Below are 16,289 nucleotides of genomic sequence, written 5' to 3' on the forward strand. Positions count from 1 at the left end.
AAGTGAATGGTAATACTACCAGTGGCTTATTCACCCGTTCACTAATTGACTTATTCACTTTATTAGATCTGAAATATTTTAAACTTCTATACAATGTCTACTGTAACAATTACAGCTGCGGATATCAATAAATTGCGTCAGGCAACTGGTGCAGGTATGATGGATTGTCGGAAAGCTCTGACAGAGAACAATGGTGATTTTGAAGCTGCAATCGACTGGCTGCGTAAGAAAGGAGCAAAAGTTGCTGCACTGCGTAGTGATCGTGAAGCGAAAGAAGGGGTGGTATTGGCTAAAACAACGGCTGATAACAAAACTGGTATTGCTCTTTGTGTTAGTTGCGAAACTGATTTCGTGAGTAAGAATGCTGATTTCGTTGCTTTCGCTCAAAGTATCATGGATGCTGCGATCGATAATAATGTGAAAACTGCTGAAGAGCTGAATGAGGTAAGTATTAATGGCCAGAAAATCGCAGATCTGGTAAATGATAAACTCGCTTCTATTGGTGAGAAAATCGGTATTTCCAAGTTTGAGCGGGTGGATGCTGCATATGTAGCTTCTTATATTCACGGTGCAAACCGGATGGGTGTACTGGTAGGGATGAACAAAGATGCAGTGGAAGCAGGTAAAGATGTTGCGATGCAGATTGCAGCTATGAATCCAGTGGCAATTGATGCAGATGCAGTTCCTGCAGATGTAGTTGCCCGTGAAAAAGCAATCATCACTGATCAGGTTGCTGCTGATCCAAAGATGGCAGGCAAACCTTCCGAAATGATTGAGAAAATCGCTGCTGGTAAACTGGGGGCTTTCTTTAAAGAAAATACCCTTACTGCTCAGGCATTTGTTAAGGATGCTGCACTGAGTGTAGGCGATTACCTGAAAAAATCCGGTGATGTGGTAGTTACCGAATTCAAGCGAGTAGCACTGGGATAATTTTCCTATTACAATATCTTTTTCAAAGGCTGTACGGTTTCGTACAGCCTTTTAAGTGTCAGACAGGTGTTAGAACAATGTTAGAGAGGTGTCAGATAGATGTTAGAACGTTCTTAGACATGTGTCTGATACCTGTCTCACTGGTGTCTGACACCTAAAGCTCGGACCAGCTCACACGGGCAATCCTGCGGTAAACCAGCCAAACGCTTAAACCGCTCAGAACAACCGATATCCAAACCACCACGGGAAAAGAATAGATAAAATAATGGACCAGACCAAAGCCCCCGTTAAACAACAACATCAACATTCCTCGTAAAAAATTACCTGTTGCATCCGCCTTATTTGCTGGTAAGGATGCCGGTAGCTTTTTGTAATTCACCAATAATAACAAACCCGATATCAACAGCTGATTGGAAAATCCCAATAGTAAATTAGGTACTGCACTCATACCCTGCCAGCTAATCCCCAACACAAGTAACAACACAGCCAGCGGTAGAAAAAACTGTGCTAACAATGCTTTGAGCGTACCTGACAACAGTAGTCCAGGCGCAGCAACCGGAGAACTGTAAAAAATCCAGGAAGCTTTGTATTCATCTGCCTGACTGATTTGTTGAATTGCACTAATGAAAATAAAACAGCTCAGGTATATTAATCCCAATAGTCCGGCTGCAGATAACATAATAGAAGATGACTCCGGTTCATTATCATCCAACTGAAGTACATTCCGATATATACTTATTACAAACCAAACAACAATATAGCCGATCGCCGGATAAACCCGCATTCGAAAACCCCGGTTTCGCAAGGCCCATTTCCAGGTAAATAAAAAGCCTGCCCGCTCAACAGATGAAAAAGTAAACCAGTTCGCCAACCGATCAGCATATCCCACCCGACTCATCCCGGATACCACAGTACTACCAGCAACCGCACCAGTTTCTCCGCCACTCAGCATCGCCAGTTTTTGATTAAAACTTGGTGCCAGAAACCGGATCACCACCCAACTACTTCCAATACTCATCACCACAGTCAATAGCAACCACCCCCAGGATCGCACCCCATCCAACCCCGCGCCTTCAAAAATCGATGAAGCAAACCAGTAAGGTGGAAACAGTCCAATCAGCGAATAATCCTGAACAGAAAAATTCTGTACAGATTCCATGGAACTGGCCCTCGGAACCACCTGATACGCACCATAAATAAGGATCATGAATCCGATTTGAAACCAGGCAATAAATGATTTGAATTTTTCAGGGGTTGTAATTCGAATAATTAGAAGATAAATCGCATTAATAAAAAAGATTGCCATCAGACTGGCCAGCAAAGCTGCCAATAAAAAAAGCATCACCACCTGCCAGTTATATTCAACTGCTAAAAATACCAGTGCAGGTAACAGCATCGGTACAATCACCCGAAACATATGCACCATTATATGCAGGATTCTTGCCAGTAAAAACGTGCGATCATGAACGGGTTTTGGTAATAAAATAACCGTATCGCGCACATCTATCAATACCGCTGTAAAATCACTTATAAGGGTAGATGATAATAAAAATAAAAACAGCGAGAAATAGATGGTGAAATAAGTCAATTCATCAGCACCCATTGCAAATGCAACCAGGTTAAGCAGCCCCATTAATAAAGCAATAAGCATGGTACCATAGGTAGCACGACTAATCCCTTCTTTCTTTCTATTCACCTGTGTTTGCTGAAAGGTATTGGGTCTCCGATCATCCATTATCAGCTTGTAGCGGAGAATCAGCGATAACTGAACCAGATCCACACCCATGCGTCTGTACAGGGAACCTGGCAATAAAGCCAGCCAAAAAAAGAAAGCACTTATTTTATTCATGAATCCCCCCTTCCTGCCGGAATGCATCCATTATTTCCGAAGCTGTGTCACGAAGATTATCCGTTGATGTTAGTTGTGCAAAAATACTTTCCAGGCTTCCCTTTCCCATCATCTCCTGTAAGGATTCAAAACTTCCATCAGCCAGAATACTACCCTGGTTGATCAGCACAATCCGATCACTCACTTTTTCAACCACATCCATCATATGGCTGCAATAAAATATTGTTTTCCCTTCTTTCGCCAGTTTGTTTATTAGCTCTTTTACAATGATCACACTGTTGGCATCAAGTCCACTTAATGGTTCATCCAGAATAATAATGGAGGGATTATGAATCAGGCCGGATATCAACAAAACTTTCTGCCGCATTCCTTTACTGAAGGTATCCATCCGCTGATCCAGATTTCCGCCCAGTCCGAATGCCTGCAACATTTTTAAGATGCGCAGTTTGCTTACTGCCGGGTCGAGTTGATACAATCCCGCCATTAATTCAAGAAACTCAAGCGGTGTTAATACTTCATACAAATCGGCCAGCTCAGGAACATAACCAATCATTTTTTTCACCGCCACCGGATCCTGCTGAATATTAACTCCATTCACTAAAACCGTCCCTTCAAAATCGGAAATCAATCCGCATAAAATTTTTACGGTCGTACTTTTTCCCGCCCCATTCGGTCCAATATATCCGATTACCTGTCCCGCATAAATGGACAGATTAATATCACACAAAACCTGTCTGGTTCCGTAGGATTTATTTAATCCGATGAGCTCAATCACCGGTTTCGTTGAATCATTGTCCGCTTGCATCATTTCGGAAAGATAAAAATTCCTTTCTTTGCACCACACTGTAAAAACAGCGCACATGCAACCCAAGTACAAAAGAATCCTGTTAAAACTATCGGGCGAGGCCCTGATGGGCGAAGGTGGAACCAGTGGCTATGAGCCTCTGAATTCTGCAATCATCACCCAGTATGCGAAAGAAGTGAAAGCGGTTGCAGCAGCCGGAGTTGAAGTTGCCCTTGTAATAGGTGGCGGAAATATCTATCGCGGTATGAACGAAGCCGAAACCGGCATCGAACGCGCCCATGGTGATTATATGGGAATGCTGGCTACGGTCATTAACGGAATGGCACTGCAGGCCGGACTGGAAAAAGAAGGGCTCTACACACGCCTTCAAAGCGCCATTAAAATGGAACAGATCGCAGAACCCTATATCCGGCGCCGTGCTATCCGTCACCTGGAAAAACATCGGGTAGTGATTTTTGGAGCCGGTACCGGAAACCCCTATTTCACCACAGACACCGCCGGTTCACTCAGAGCTATTGAAATCAAAGCGGATGTCATCCTGAAAGGCACCCGGGTTGATGGAATTTATACTGCTGATCCGGAAAAGGATCCCAGTGCCACCAAGTTTGAATCGATCACGTTTAAAGAGTGCATTAGCAAAAATCTTAAAGTGATGGACATGACGGCCTTTACTCTTTGTATGGAAAACAACCTGCCAATCATTGTATTTGATATGAATAAACCGGGAAACCTGATGCGGGTGGTAATGGGAGAAGGTGTTGGAACCCTGGTGAAAGGCTAAGCAGACCTACTCATCTAAGTGGAATTGCGTAGTTTTACTCGAAAGCCGCTACCGGCTTGCATAATTCGGTTATCCTTGCTATTTTGCATACTGAAAAACCACCTTATAAAGGGTGGTTTTTTAATCCCGCGTCTCAAAATCCTTTGGAAGCCCACGAATTTGGATGTACCCCGAAAACTCCGACCATTATGAGGACGCTTTTGAATTTATTGGTAACCGACATTACCGTGGGAATAGCTGAAATAATCATTTTCTCGCTTGGTGCCATCGCACTTGGTTTCGCTATTCACCTGTTTATAACTTCCCGCAAAAATACCAAACTGCAAATGGGCGAAAACGGCTCCGGGTCTGCTTTGCAGGAAGCAGATGAATGGAAGCTGAAGTATTTTAATGATACCGAGGAACTGGAAAAAAGAATCGTAAAACAACAGCAGGATCTCGCCCGCTACCAGCATGAACTCAATAAAGTAAAGGAGAATGAAGAGTTTCTTTCCCTTGAAATTGAATCCTTACGGGCAGAACGGGAAGAATTATTGGAAACACAGGCTACTTTATCCTTAGCTGCGGCTCCCAAAGAAGAATCGCATCTTGATTACCTGGGTCAGTTGAGAGAAACCCAGCAGCACGTACAGCAATACAATCAGCATATCCAGCAGTTACTCGGACAAATTGACCAGCTCAAAGCAATGGAATTAAAACACCAGGAGCTTACGCAAAGCAATGAATCACTGAACCGGCAAATTGGTGAAATGCGGGTGGTATTGGTGGAGAAAGAACAGGAAATCCGCGGCCTCCGTCAGCAAAACAGACTGGGTGATGAAATGCAGCAGCGACTGGAAAAAGTGTATGCCGATTACAACAGTCTGCTGGAAAAAATGCATAAACTGGAATCACATGTTTCGCATTCACAGAAAGAAGGAACCAGTTATGCTGAACTGCAGGACTCCTACTTTAAAGTTACCAAGGAACTGGATGAATTCAAACTGAAATACCTGCACCTGCTGGAAGAAAATCAGCGACTCACCCGATCCCTCGCAGAAGTGGAAGACAAGTTTCGCGAAACAAATTTCCAGCGGCAGCAACTGCAGAAAAAAGCCAGCTATCTGGAAGAGCTGAACCAGGATTTGCAACAGGTAGCTGAACAGCATAACAAACTGCACAGCCAAATGCGTCGTATTGCTGAAATTGAGCAATTGCTGGCCAAAGCAACGCAATTATCCGGATCAACAGATAAAGAAGATCCGGCGATCTGATAAATAGCAAAAACAACATGGAAGTTGGCAGCAGGGTGTATAACTTTGCTGCCAAATTTCTTTATGTCCCATTCCATTGCCGCCATCCGAAAAGACTACAAACAGCACACACTTAATGAAGCGGATGTTGCTGCAAATCCACTTGCACAATTCAATACCTGGTGGCAGGAAGCAACAAAAAGTGAAATTGATGAAGTGAATGCCATGACGCTGGCTACCGCATCTGCAGACGGACTGCCTTCTGCCCGCATCGTATTACTAAAGGGATATGATCAAAACGGGTTTGTGTTCTTCACCAACTATAACAGCTTTAAAGGGCAGCAACTGGAAGAAAACCCGAGAGCCTGCCTCGTGTTTTTCTGGAAAGAACTGGAGCGTCAGGTGCGCATAACCGGACTGACTCATAAAGTTTCCAACGAAGAAAGCGATACCTATTTTCAAAGCCGGCCTGAAAGCAGCCGAATAGGAGCCTGGGCATCTCCTCAGAGCCAGATAATTGAAAATCGTATTCAACTGGAAGAAAAAGAAAAAGAATTAACCGCAGCTTTTGAAGGAAAAGAAATTCCCCGTCCCTTGCATTGGGGTGGATATCGTGTCCAACCCCTGATCATGGAATTCTGGCAGGGCAGACCCAGCCGTTTACACGACCGGATTCAATATAGCATGGATGATGCCGGCGGTTGGAAGATTGAACGCCTGGCACCTTAATAAAGACGTCAGACACCAGTTAGAACATACGTCAGACACATGTTAGAACACTATCCTTACACCTGTCTGACACCTCTCTAACACCTGTCTGACATCTATTGATTACGCTTTTTTCTCAGCAGCAGCAGCTTTTTTAGCCTGTGCCGGACGAGCTGGACGGCTCTTACCGAATGAACCTTTGAAGATTTTACCTTTCTTGGTTTTTTTATCACCTCTACCCATAATAAAAAATTTAGACGGCGAAGGTAAGCAAAAAATGGAAAGGGAACAGGTAAAACCCATTCCCTTTCGACCGGCATCCTGCATCTGCTGGAGATGCTGCCGATTATAATTTAGAGGACAGTTCTTTACCAGCCTTAAAGCGGGCAACTTTTTTAGCCTTAATCTTGATAACTGCGCCGGTCTGAGGGTTACGGCCATTACGGGCAGCTCTTTTGCTAACAGAGAAGGTTCCGAAACCAACCAGCGTAACCTTACCACCACCTTTCAGCGTTTTGGTAACAGCTTCAATAAAAGAATCCAGCGCAGCATTGGCCTGGGTCTTGGTAATTTCTGCGTCGTCGGCGAGTTTTGCGATTAATTCAGCTTTGTTCATAGTGGGAAATTTTAGAATTTTAAGCAGAACAAATATAGACGGTTTTTACTTCCATTAATTTTTTTTTCAGGTTTTATTTCCACTATCCGATCTATCTGGAACCCGCATCTAGGCTGGATTCCAGATATGCACAGGAAATACACATGCGTGCTTTTACGTAGGAAAAACCTGCTGCATTACTGATCGAAATGCAATAAACTGATCACCCCACTGATCAAAACTTTTTTTTCTTAATCCCTCTGCATACTGGCTGATGTACTGATTGTACAATGATTTGGATGCTGCCGTATATTGAGCTGCAAAAGTTGGCCCTTCTGTTTCATCTACCTCCACAAGACGCAGCAGCCGGCTTGAGCTAAAGCAGCCGGTAGCTACCACTTCAGGCATATGAATGGTTGTCATCCACTCCAGCCATTGTTCATGAATTGCCCAGGTAACCTGTATTGTTACATTGTATATAAACATGGCATCATGGCTTTAGTTTTAAATAAACGGGACAATGATCGCTGTGTTTAACATCCGGATAAATTTCTGCATCAAGTAATTGTTTGTCCAACTCCTCTGTAACATTGATATAATCAATTCTCCAGCCTTTATTATTCAGCCGTACACTCGGGAAACGCTGGCTCCACCAGCTGTAGCGATGCGGCTCCTGATGAAATTTTCTGAAACTATCCACCCATCCTGCTGCATAAAATTTATCCATCCATTCCCTTTCTTCCGGCAGAAATCCGGATGATTTTTTATTTCCTTTCGGATCATGGATATCAATTTCTTTATGCGCAATATTCCAGTCGCCACATACTATTAACTTAGGGCGTTCTTTTCTTAACAGTTCCGTATAACCGAAAAATTCATCGAGCCACTGATATTTATATTCCTGCCTTTCATCGCCGGATGTACCGGAAGGGAAATATGCATTGATGAGGGTGATATCTCCAAAATCTGCACGGATTACACGACCCTCCGCATCACTTTGCATATAACCATTTCCCATTTGAACCCGATCCGGTTTAATCTTTGTAAAAATAGCAACCCCGCTATATCCTTTTTTCTCTGCTGAATACCAAAAATCATGATAACCCAGCTCCGTTATGGCAGCATGATTAACATTTTCTTTATGTGCCTTGGTTTCCTGCAAACAGATAATATCAGCCGGATCCGTTTTTAGCCAGTCTACGAGGCCTTTATTCATCGCAGCTCTTATTCCATTTACATTGTAAGATATTATTCGCATAACCCGTTTCATTTATTAAATTGGTTTCCGATTGTTCAAATTTATTAAAATGGCGCCTCAACAACCTATAATTCCTCCAAAAGAACTGTTTTATCTGGATGGCCCCAAGCCACGCAGTTATGAATTTCGGTTTGCTCTGAAAGTTTTCTGGCAATTCCTGAAAGGATTCCGGACCCTTCACTTTGTTGGCCCCTGCATTACAGTATTCGGATCAGCCCGGTTTCAGGAAGATCATCCCTATTATACGCTGGCACGCGAATGTGGTAAACGCATAGCCGGACTTGGTTTTACCACCATGACCGGTGGTGGGCCCGGCGTTATGGAAGCAGCCAACCGGGGTGCATTTGAAGTGGGTGGTTATTCAGTGGGTTGTAATATTCAACTCCCATTTGAGCAACAGGCAAACCCCTACCTGAATAAATCCATCACCTTTGAGCATTTTTTTGTTCGCAAAGTATTGCTGGTTAAATATTCCTATGCATTTATAATTATGCCAGGAGGAGTGGGAACTATGGATGAATTTTTTGAAACACTCACCCTGGTTCAAACAAAAACCATTATTCAGTTTCCGATTGTACTTATAGGAAAAGCTTTTTATCAGCCATTGATGGAATACCTGCAATACATGAAGGAACAAAAAACCATTGGCGAACATGATCTTGACCTGGTTTTATTAACAGATGATATGGATGAAGCCATGGAGCATATCAATAAATATATCAATACCAACTACGCAAAAAAACCAAGGAAAAGATGGTGGTGGTTGTTTGAAAAAAAATAATATGACTGAAGAACTCGATTCCGCTAATCAATGCAGTGCATGTGGTGTTTCTCTCAATCCCGACGACGTAATCTGTCCCCAGTGCGGTGAACCCAGCATGCCGTCTGAAGAATGGGAAGGCGCGTATGAACGATATCGATTGATGGTGGTTATTTTTTTCAGCATCAATCTGTTTGTTTGTCTGCTCTTTAATTTCTGGCCACCCGCAGGTGAAACAATAACCGGACTCGTATTGGTGGATGGATTTCTTCTTTCCTGCGGGCTGTTTTTTGCCTACCAGCTTTGGAATGAAATAAAACCATTACTGCGCTGGAATAATTTCGCCTGGTGGCGATTGATTTTGTTAATTTTACTGGCAATCTGTGCGGCCATACTCGTTAATTATGGAGTGAAATGGATCAATGAAAAAATATTTGAGCGGGAACTTTATTATTATTCTTCTTTTAGGCATCTTCCTTTTCCGATAGCGACTATGTTTCTGATGATTGCATTCATCCCGGCTTTTTCCGAAGAACTTGCATATCGTGGTATAATTCAGGCGGGATTGCTGAAAATTATGCATGGCCGTCAGGCCGTGGTTATTACGGCCCTGTTATTTGCTATTATTCACATGAGCCTGATATCCTTTATCTGGCTGCTGCCCTTTGCGCTTTTTTTAGGCTGGTTACGTCAACGTATGAATACACTCTGGTATGGCGTGGTAATTCATTTTTGTTTCAATGCCACTACCTGTCTGATTGAATTGTATGAACTTGGTTTAGTGTGAGGTCACAAATTTCAATCCAACTATAGATGCTATCAATGTGCATAGAAAAAACAAACGCCAGAAATCTGCCGGCTCTCTGAAATAAAGAATGCCAACCAATACGGTACCTACTGCACCTATTCCTGTCCATACAGCATAGGCAGTTCCAATAGGCAGACTTTGTGTTGCTTTATACAACAAAAACATACTGATGGACAGGCATATGAAAAAGCCAATCATCCACCAGGTTGAGGTTATACCGGTTGTTTCTTTCGCTTTTCCCAGACAGGTAGCAAAACCAACTTCAAATAAGCCGGCAATGATTAGTAATATCCAGTTCATACCACTTTGAGTTAAACTGCAAATGTATCAATCTTCCAGAATTGGACGCAGCCATCTTGTTATTTCTTCCAATGATAAGCCTTTGCGTTTTGTATAATCTTCCAGTTGATCTTCCTTAATTTTCCCCACTCCAAAATACTGACTTTGCGGATGTGCAAAATACCAGCCACATACCGATGCTGCCGGATACATCGCCAGGGATTCAGTGAGTGTAATGCCGGTGGTTTGTTCTCCTCCCAGCAAATGGAAGAGCTTGTATTTTTCTGTATGATCCGGACAGGCCGGGTAACCCGGTGCCGGACGAATACCCACATATTTTTCTTTGATCAGTTCTTCATTGGAGAGCTGTTCTTCTTTGGCATAACCCCACCAGTCTGTTCTGGTTTTTGCATGCAGCCATTCTGCCAACGCTTCTGCCAACCGGTCGGCCAGTGCCTGCAACATGATTTTATTATAATCGTCGTGATTCTCCTGGAACTGTTGAATATAGGGTTCGATTCCCTCAATCGTAACTGAAAAGGCACCCATATAATCTGTCAGCCCGCTTTCAACTGGTGCCACAAAATCTGCCAGAGAAAAGTTGGGTTGTCCGGGTGCTTTTTTAATCTGCTGCCGTAAACATTCCAATTGCAAAATATCCTTTTCAGTTTTTAACTGTATACTGTTTCCGGTTGAATTCGCTGGCCAGAAACCTACTACTGCTCTTGCCGTAAGCCATTTCTCTTCTATTATCTTTTGCAATAAATCAAGCGCATCCTTATATAATTTGGTGGCTTCTTTTCCAATTACTTCATCTTCCAGTAACTGTGGAAAGCGCCCGCCTAATTCCCAGGCAATAAAGAAAGGACCCCAGTCTATAAATGGTACCAATTCGTTTAAGGGTACCTGTTGCAAAACTTTGGTTCCGGTAAATTGCGGTGTTACCGGTTTATATACCGCCCAGTCAATTGCCACTTTATTGGCCGATGCGTCCTGAAAAGACAAATACGCTTTGAATGTTTTTTTCTTTTCAAAATCTTCTCTTAGCTGATTGTACTCTGTTACTGTATCGGAAAGGAATTTTGTTTTCTGCTCATTGCTTAACAGCGAGCTGGCAACCGTTACACTTCTTGATGCATCCAGCACATGTACCACACCGTTATCATACTGTGGTGCAATTTTTACAGCAGTATGCATACGACTGGTGGTTGCTCCACCAATAAGCAGCGGCTGCTGCATATTCCGGCGTTTCATTTCATGGGCCACATGAACCATCTCGTCCAGCGATGGTGTAATCAATCCGCTTAATCCAATTATATCAACTTTTTCTTTAACCGCCGTTTCCAGGATTTTGTCCGCCGGTACCATTACACCAAGATCTATAATATCATAGCCATTACAGCCTAATACAACGCCCACGATATTTTTACCAATATCATGCACATCTCCCTTTACAGTAGCGAGTAATACTTTCGCTGCTGAACCCTGGCGCGCAAGCGGATTGTTTCTTTTTTCCTCTTCAATGAAGGGCGTAAGCCAGGCCACACTTTTCTTCATTACTCGTGCACTTTTTACTACTTGTGGCAAAAACATTTTTCCTGCACCGAATAAATCACCCACCACATTCATGCCATCCATAAGCGGACCTTCAATAACATCCAGCGGACGGGGATATTTTTGTCTCGCTTCCTCCGTATCGATATCGATATAATCGGTTATTCCATTGATAAGTGAATGCGTAAGCCTTGCTTCAACTGTTTCATTTCTCCAGCTTTCATCCTTTACATTTATCTTACCCTTGGCTTTAACAGACTCAGCAAAATTGATCAGTTTTTCAGTTGCTTCGTTATTGTCATTATTCCGGTTGAAAATAACGTCTTCGCATAAAAGCCTCAACTCCGGTTCAATTTCATCGTATACAACCAATTGTCCGGCATTTACGATTCCCATGTCCATACCCGCCTTGATGGCAAAATATAGAAACACACTGTGCATGGCTTCCCGAACATGGTCATTGCCGCGGAAAGAAAAAGACAAATTACTTACTCCGCCACTGATTTTGGCAAGTGGCATGCGTTGTTTGATGATGCGGGTGGCTTCAATGAAATCAACTGCATAATTGTTATGTTCTTCCAATCCGGTTGCAACGGCAAATATGTTTGGATCGAAGATGATGTCCTGCGGATCAAAGCCAACTTCATCCACCAGTATATCATAGGCACGGGTACAGATATCAACCCTGCGTTGCAGGGTATCGGCCTGCCCTTTTTCATCAAATGCCATTACCACAACGGCAGCACCAAAGAGTTTGCAGATATTGGCTTCGTGTTTGAATTTTTCTTCTCCTTCTTTCATGGAGATGGAGTTCACAATACACTTTCCCTGCACGCATTTCAATCCGGCTTCAATGATTTCAAACTTGGAAGAATCGATCATGATCGGGATACGAGCAATATCCGGTTCGCTCTGCAGCAGGTTGAGGAATTTGGTCATGGCCTGCACGCCATCCAGCAGCGCATCATCCATGTTTACATCCAGAATCTGGGCGCCGTTTTCTACCTGTTGACGGGCAACAGATAAAGCTTCTTCGTAGTGATTTTCGCGGATAAGTCGCGCGAATTTTTTTGATCCGGTTACATTGGTGCGTTCACCGATGTTGAGGAAATTGGTTTCCGGGCGAACCACCAGCGGTTCCAGTCCGGCCAAACGTAGAAAAGGTAAAATAGTACTCATGCTTCAATGGCGGTTGCGATGGTTGGTAAGGGACGGGGTTGAAATTTCTTTACGTGCTCTGCGATGTGACGGATATGGTCGGGAGTTGTGCCGCAACATCCGCCCACAATATTCACGAATCCTTCCCTGGCCCAGTCTTCCAGGAAATTCGCAGTTTCTTCCGGCTGTTCATCATACTCGCCCATGGCATTCGGCAAGCCGGCATTTGGATAAGCCGATGTATAACAGGAGGCGATCTGACTCAGCTCTTCAATATGGCTGCGCATATCGGCAGCACCCAGGGCACAATTCAATCCCACACTCAGCGGTTTGGCATGCATAACCGAGATATAAAAAGCTTCCAGTGTTTGTCCCGATAAGGTCCTTCCGGATGCATCCGTAATGGTACCACTGATCATGATCGGCAGTTCCGGTTTATGTTTATCCTGAAAATATTTTTTCACGGCAAAGATGGCTGCCTTGGCATTGAGGGTATCGAAAATGGTTTCGATCAGGATCAGGTCAATGCCGCCATCCACCAGTCCGCTGATCTGTTCGTAATAGGCCTCTACAGCTTCATCCCAAAGCAATCCGCGGAAACCGGGATTATTGACATCGGGTGAGAGGCTGAGCGTTTTATTTAGCGGGCCAATTGCACCGGCAACAAATCTGGGTTTGGATGGGTCTTTGCTGGTAAAATCATCGGCTACTTTGCGGGCAATTTGAGCCGCAGCCAGGTTGATTTCATAGGCAAGTGCTTCCATATTATAATCAGCCAGACTTACCTTTTGGGAATTAAACGTGTTGGTTTCAATGATATCTGCACCTGCATCCAGGTATTCACGATGAATGCCTTCGATAATGTCGGGTTGGGTTAGGCAAAGCAGGTCATTGTTTCCTTTGAGATCGGATGGCCAGTCTTTAAATCGTTGTCCACGATAATCTTCTTCGGTCAGGCGATGCCGCTGAATCATGGTACCCATGGCTCCGTCAATGATCAGGATTCTTTTTTGAAGGGCGCTGCGTATGTCTTTCATGGTCACAAGTATCTGGTTGATAAATGGTACCAACATAGTAACTACACTATAAACGCGGGGGAAACAGAAGGGGTGAGTTTCGGACGGCGTTTATTAGTTCAGTTAATCGCTGTTGGCGTTGCCAGGTCGAACAATAAACAAATCCCCCTGGCGCTGCAAAGATAAGGGAAAGAGGAGACAACGGAGAAAAAGGGGGAAAAGGGGGAAAGGGAGACAACGGAGGAAAGGGGGAAAGTGCAGTCAGATGAAGAACTTTCAATAGTGGGTTTTACCAAATGTTTTGAATAGGTTATGCCGTTGGCCTGGCTTAATAGTTAACTATACTTTGCAGAAGTATAGTTATTTTACACTTCTTTTAAACTGCTTTTATTAGGGGGGTATAGCGCTTTCCTTTTCCTGCTTTTCTTCGTTTTCTCCGTTGTTTCCTCTTTCTCCTTTTCCTCCCTTGTCTCCTATGCCTTCAAATTCTCCACCGGCATGCGGTGCTGGAGGCTGCGGGCCAGCGTCATTTCATCCGCATATTCAAGCTCGCCGCCGAAGGCGATACCCCGGGCAATGGTGGTAACCTTCACGGTTGAGGGCTGCATTTTTTTCTGGATATAATAGATGGTCGTATCTCCCTGAATAGTTGGATTAAGAGCAAAAATCAATTCCTGCACATCACCTTCCCGCACCCGTTTGAGAAGGGGTTCAATATAGAGCTGATCAGGTCCTATTCCGTCCAGTGGCGAAATGATGCCACCCAACACATGGTAGGTGCCGTTAAATTGTTGGGTGCTTTCTATGGCGATCACATCCCGAATGGATTCCACCACGCAGATGATTTCCTGCTTGCGCATCGGATTGGAACATATCGAACAAAGCAGACTATCTGAAATATTATAGCAACGCTGGCAGATATGGGTATCTTTTCGCATCCGCAAAAGAGCCACACCAAAGGCCTCCACTTTTTCAGGCTCCTGTTTCAGTAAATGCAATACAAGTCGTAAGGCAGTTTTCTTTCCGATTCCGGGTAATTTGCTGAATTCATTCACCGCTTGTTCCAATAAGGCAGATGGGAGTTGCATCCGGCAAATTTAACGCATCCTAGAGATTGATATCGATTTCATTGTCCCAGTTACCCTTGATGGTAATTTTTTTGCCAATGGCTTTTACTTTTTCAGGCTGTCGTTTTTCGCCAAAGAATTTGCCATAATCCCATTTGCCATTTTGATTTTCGTCGAACAAAATGCGGATCTCAAACTCAGCGGGACGGAATCGCGCCACCCGCAATTCTTTACCGGGAATGGCATAGCTGAATAATACCTTATCATTCTGCACTAATTGTAAAACAGGATGCTGGCTGGTATCGATATTAGGGAAACGGAACCGGATACTGCCATAATCACTGTCCTTCATTGTGCGGAAGGAAATGGTATCGGTTTTTAGAATCGATTTGCCAAGCGTATCCTCGGCCATCCCTTCCTGGGCAATCAGTTTGAATCCCTGATCAATCGGCCAGTTGTAATGAAGGGTATAAAGTTTTCCGGTGGTATCCATTTCAAGCCGATATTCCAGCGGCTTAAATTTTTCATCCGTTAATTGCAATTTGGAACTGTCAAAGCTTTTGAGTGAATCCGGAAAACTCAGCACCAGTGTTTTCAGCACATCCAGCGTATTGTTTTCAAGATTCAGACTAAAGCGTAACCGGCGGTCCTTTTCCTCTTCTTTTTCTTTACGGCGATTAGTGGTGGCGGCAGGTTTTTTTGCCGGCTTTGGTTGCGCCGGTTCTGCATATGCATAAAGCTGAATGGGATCACGGGTCTGATCATTCAGTACCAGGTGTTGCGGATGAAACGCAAATAATTGGGTGGTATCCAGGTATTGCGGAATGCCTTCATTTTTCAGCGCATACAAAGCATAGGTTCCCGGAGCCAGGTTTTTGAAATGATAATTACCGGAACTGTCCACCCGGGTGTAATACCGCGGATTTTCCTTGGCAACAGCGGAGTCATCCAGGTTGCGATGCAGTAATACAATCAGGGTCGAATCGTGTTTACCAGTTTCAGCCAGGATCACATTCCCACTTAATTCAACCGAATCAATATAAGCGCCGGTGGAAAAGGTATACGTGAAATTGGTGAGCGGATTGTTTTCATTCACATCCCGAATGGCTTTGCCAAAGTTCAGGGTATAGGTGGTATTGGGTTCCAGGGTATCCCGCAGACGAACGCTCACAGTGCGGAGTTTGGATTCCACTGTGGGATTTATTTTCGGCGTCGGACTCACCAGCAGGTTTTCCTGAATCTGATCGAGGGTAACGTATTCATTAAACGTAAAAACAATTCGTTGTCCCTTGAAATTGAGGGTGGAATCCTTTGGCTGGTAGTTGAGCGGCACAGGAGGCAAGGTATCTTTCGGACCGCCAAGAGGTGGAATAATATTAGCGCAGCTTTCGAACAGACTGATCAGGATAATCAGGGATAGAAACAAAGCCAGGGAATAACCTGCTTTTTTTCGCGATTTGTTTCCGGTGGTGCTAAAATGGTGCTTCAT

Annotated in this window: 17 protein-coding genes; 6 read left to right on the forward strand and 11 right to left on the reverse strand. The window is 43.9% G+C overall.

The genetic code is table 11. The features are described from left to right. Nucleotides 1-93 precede the first annotated feature (93 nt). Entirely contained in the window at nucleotides 94-930 is an 837-nt protein-coding gene (tsf, locus tag B2746_RS22570; protein ID WP_290799385.1) for a translation elongation factor Ts, read from the forward strand. A gap of 154 nt (nucleotides 931-1,084) precedes the next feature. Here the strand turns inward: tsf and B2746_RS22575 are convergent, their stop codons facing one another. Together B2746_RS22575 and B2746_RS22580 are read right to left on the reverse strand one after the other, a co-directional pair. After that, a complete protein-coding gene (locus B2746_RS22575) occupies nucleotides 1,085-2,779 on the reverse strand; it encodes a hypothetical protein (RefSeq protein ID WP_290799387.1) in 1,695 nt (564 codons plus the stop codon). Beyond that, complete coding sequence (locus B2746_RS22580) at nucleotides 2,772-3,587, reverse strand: ABC transporter ATP-binding protein (protein ID WP_290799389.1); 816 nt, start codon at nucleotides 3,585-3,587, stop codon at nucleotides 2,772-2,774. Before B2746_RS22580 ends, B2746_RS22575 begins: the two co-directional genes overlap by 8 nt. A gap of 52 nt (nucleotides 3,588-3,639) precedes the next feature. Between B2746_RS22580 and pyrH the strand changes: the two genes are divergently transcribed. The 3 genes from pyrH (at nucleotide 3,640) to pdxH (ending at nucleotide 6,326) form a co-directional block, all read left to right on the forward strand. Further along, nucleotides 3,640-4,365, forward strand: coding sequence for a UMP kinase (pyrH, locus tag B2746_RS22585; RefSeq protein ID WP_290799392.1), 726 nt, complete (start codon nucleotides 3,640-3,642; stop codon nucleotides 4,363-4,365). A 188-nt stretch (nucleotides 4,366-4,553) separates the two neighbouring features. Continuing rightward, nucleotides 4,554-5,618, forward strand: a complete 1,065-nt coding sequence (locus tag B2746_RS22590) for a hypothetical protein (protein ID WP_290799393.1) — start codon at nucleotides 4,554-4,556, stop codon at nucleotides 5,616-5,618. Between the two features lie 63 nt (nucleotides 5,619-5,681). Continuing rightward, nucleotides 5,682-6,326, forward strand: coding sequence for a pyridoxamine 5'-phosphate oxidase (gene pdxH, locus B2746_RS22595; RefSeq protein ID WP_290799395.1), 645 nt, complete (start codon nucleotides 5,682-5,684; stop codon nucleotides 6,324-6,326). A 102-nt stretch (nucleotides 6,327-6,428) separates the two neighbouring features. Here pdxH and B2746_RS22600 read toward each other — a convergent pair whose 3' ends face one another. From B2746_RS22600 to B2746_RS22615, 4 genes are all read right to left on the reverse strand, one after another. Further along, entirely contained in the window at nucleotides 6,429-6,548 is a 120-nt protein-coding gene (locus B2746_RS22600; RefSeq protein ID WP_234866755.1) for a 30S ribosomal protein THX, read from the reverse strand. A gap of 103 nt (nucleotides 6,549-6,651) precedes the next feature. Then, entirely contained in the window at nucleotides 6,652-6,939 is a 288-nt protein-coding gene (locus B2746_RS22605) for an HU family DNA-binding protein (protein ID WP_290711378.1), read from the reverse strand. Between the two features lie 135 nt (nucleotides 6,940-7,074). Beyond that, a complete protein-coding gene (locus tag B2746_RS22610) occupies nucleotides 7,075-7,386 on the reverse strand; it encodes a DUF4286 family protein (protein ID WP_290799398.1) in 312 nt (103 codons plus the stop codon). Nucleotides 7,387-7,390: 4 nt separating this feature from the next. Then, nucleotides 7,391-8,158: an exodeoxyribonuclease III gene (locus B2746_RS22615; protein ID WP_290799400.1), complete on the reverse strand. Its 768-nt coding sequence runs from the start codon at nucleotides 8,156-8,158 to the stop codon at nucleotides 7,391-7,393. A 49-nt stretch (nucleotides 8,159-8,207) separates the two neighbouring features. Here B2746_RS22615 and B2746_RS22620 point away from each other — a divergent pair, with 49 nt between their 5' ends. Both B2746_RS22620 and B2746_RS22625 read left to right on the forward strand, forming a co-directional pair. After that, entirely contained in the window at nucleotides 8,208-8,939 is a 732-nt protein-coding gene (locus B2746_RS22620) for a TIGR00730 family Rossman fold protein (protein ID WP_290799402.1), read from the forward strand. Nucleotide 8,940: 1 nt separating this feature from the next. Further along, nucleotides 8,941-9,705, forward strand: a complete 765-nt coding sequence (locus B2746_RS22625) for a type II CAAX prenyl endopeptidase Rce1 family protein (RefSeq protein ID WP_290799404.1) — start codon at nucleotides 8,941-8,943, stop codon at nucleotides 9,703-9,705. On the opposite strand, the gene B2746_RS22630 is transcribed toward B2746_RS22625, so the two are convergent. The 5 genes from B2746_RS22630 to B2746_RS22650 all read right to left on the reverse strand — a co-directional run bounded on the left by B2746_RS22630 (nucleotide 9,697) and on the right by B2746_RS22650 (nucleotide 16,289). After that, nucleotides 9,697-10,026: a DMT family transporter gene (locus tag B2746_RS22630; protein ID WP_290799406.1), complete on the reverse strand. Its 330-nt coding sequence runs from the start codon at nucleotides 10,024-10,026 to the stop codon at nucleotides 9,697-9,699. The genes B2746_RS22625 and B2746_RS22630 overlap by 9 nt on opposite strands. Nucleotides 10,027-10,053: 27 nt before the next feature. Continuing rightward, on the reverse strand, nucleotides 10,054-12,738 hold the full coding sequence (gene metH / locus B2746_RS22635) for a methionine synthase (protein WP_290799408.1): 2,685 nt from the start codon (nucleotides 12,736-12,738) through the stop codon (nucleotides 10,054-10,056). Next, a complete protein-coding gene (locus B2746_RS22640) occupies nucleotides 12,735-13,754 on the reverse strand; it encodes a homocysteine S-methyltransferase family protein (RefSeq protein WP_290799410.1) in 1,020 nt (339 codons plus the stop codon). The genes metH and B2746_RS22640 overlap by 4 nt, the downstream gene beginning before the upstream one ends. Before the next feature lie 452 nt (nucleotides 13,755-14,206). After that, the gene (gene recR / locus B2746_RS22645) at nucleotides 14,207-14,821 is read right to left on the reverse strand and encodes a recombination mediator RecR (protein WP_290799412.1); all 615 of its coding nucleotides are present in this window, start codon (nucleotides 14,819-14,821) and stop codon (nucleotides 14,207-14,209) included. Nucleotides 14,822-14,840: 19 nt separating this feature from the next. Beyond that, nucleotides 14,841-16,289: an Ig-like domain-containing protein gene (locus tag B2746_RS22650; RefSeq protein ID WP_290799414.1), complete on the reverse strand. Its 1,449-nt coding sequence runs from the start codon at nucleotides 16,287-16,289 to the stop codon at nucleotides 14,841-14,843.

Origin of the sequence: Flavihumibacter sp. UBA7668 (assembly GCF_002483205.1) — a bacterium.
GTDB lineage: Bacteria > Bacteroidota > Bacteroidia > Chitinophagales > Chitinophagaceae > Flavihumibacter.

Coding starts and splice junctions, on each gene's coding strand:
- tsf (WP_290799385.1), top strand. CDS start 94: ATGTCTACTGTAACAATTACAGCTGCGGATATCAATAAATTGCGTCAG.
- B2746_RS22575 (WP_290799387.1), bottom strand. CDS start 2,779: ATGAATAAAATAAGTGCTTTCTTTTTTTGGCTGGCTTTATTGCCAGGT.
- B2746_RS22580 (WP_290799389.1), bottom strand. CDS start 3,587: ATGATGCAAGCGGACAATGATTCAACGAAACCGGTGATTGAGCTCATC.
- pyrH (WP_290799392.1), top strand. CDS start 3,640: ATGCAACCCAAGTACAAAAGAATCCTGTTAAAACTATCGGGCGAGGCC.
- B2746_RS22590 (WP_290799393.1), top strand. CDS start 4,554: ATGAGGACGCTTTTGAATTTATTGGTAACCGACATTACCGTGGGAATA.
- pdxH (WP_290799395.1), top strand. CDS start 5,682: ATGTCCCATTCCATTGCCGCCATCCGAAAAGACTACAAACAGCACACA.
- B2746_RS22600 (WP_234866755.1), bottom strand. CDS start 6,548: ATGGGTAGAGGTGATAAAAAAACCAAGAAAGGTAAAATCTTCAAAGGT.
- B2746_RS22610 (WP_290799398.1), bottom strand. CDS start 7,386: ATGTTTATATACAATGTAACAATACAGGTTACCTGGGCAATTCATGAA.
- B2746_RS22615 (WP_290799400.1), bottom strand. CDS start 8,158: ATGCGAATAATATCTTACAATGTAAATGGAATAAGAGCTGCGATGAAT.
- B2746_RS22620 (WP_290799402.1), top strand. CDS start 8,208: ATGGCGCCTCAACAACCTATAATTCCTCCAAAAGAACTGTTTTATCTG.
- B2746_RS22625 (WP_290799404.1), top strand. CDS start 8,941: ATGACTGAAGAACTCGATTCCGCTAATCAATGCAGTGCATGTGGTGTT.
- B2746_RS22630 (WP_290799406.1), bottom strand. CDS start 10,026: ATGAACTGGATATTACTAATCATTGCCGGCTTATTTGAAGTTGGTTTT.
- metH (WP_290799408.1), bottom strand. CDS start 12,738: ATGAGTACTATTTTACCTTTTCTACGTTTGGCCGGACTGGAACCGCTG.
- B2746_RS22640 (WP_290799410.1), bottom strand. CDS start 13,754: ATGAAAGACATACGCAGCGCCCTTCAAAAAAGAATCCTGATCATTGAC.
- recR (WP_290799412.1), bottom strand. CDS start 14,821: ATGCAACTCCCATCTGCCTTATTGGAACAAGCGGTGAATGAATTCAGC.
- B2746_RS22650 (WP_290799414.1), bottom strand. CDS start 16,289: ATGAAGCACCATTTTAGCACCACCGGAAACAAATCGCGAAAAAAAGCA.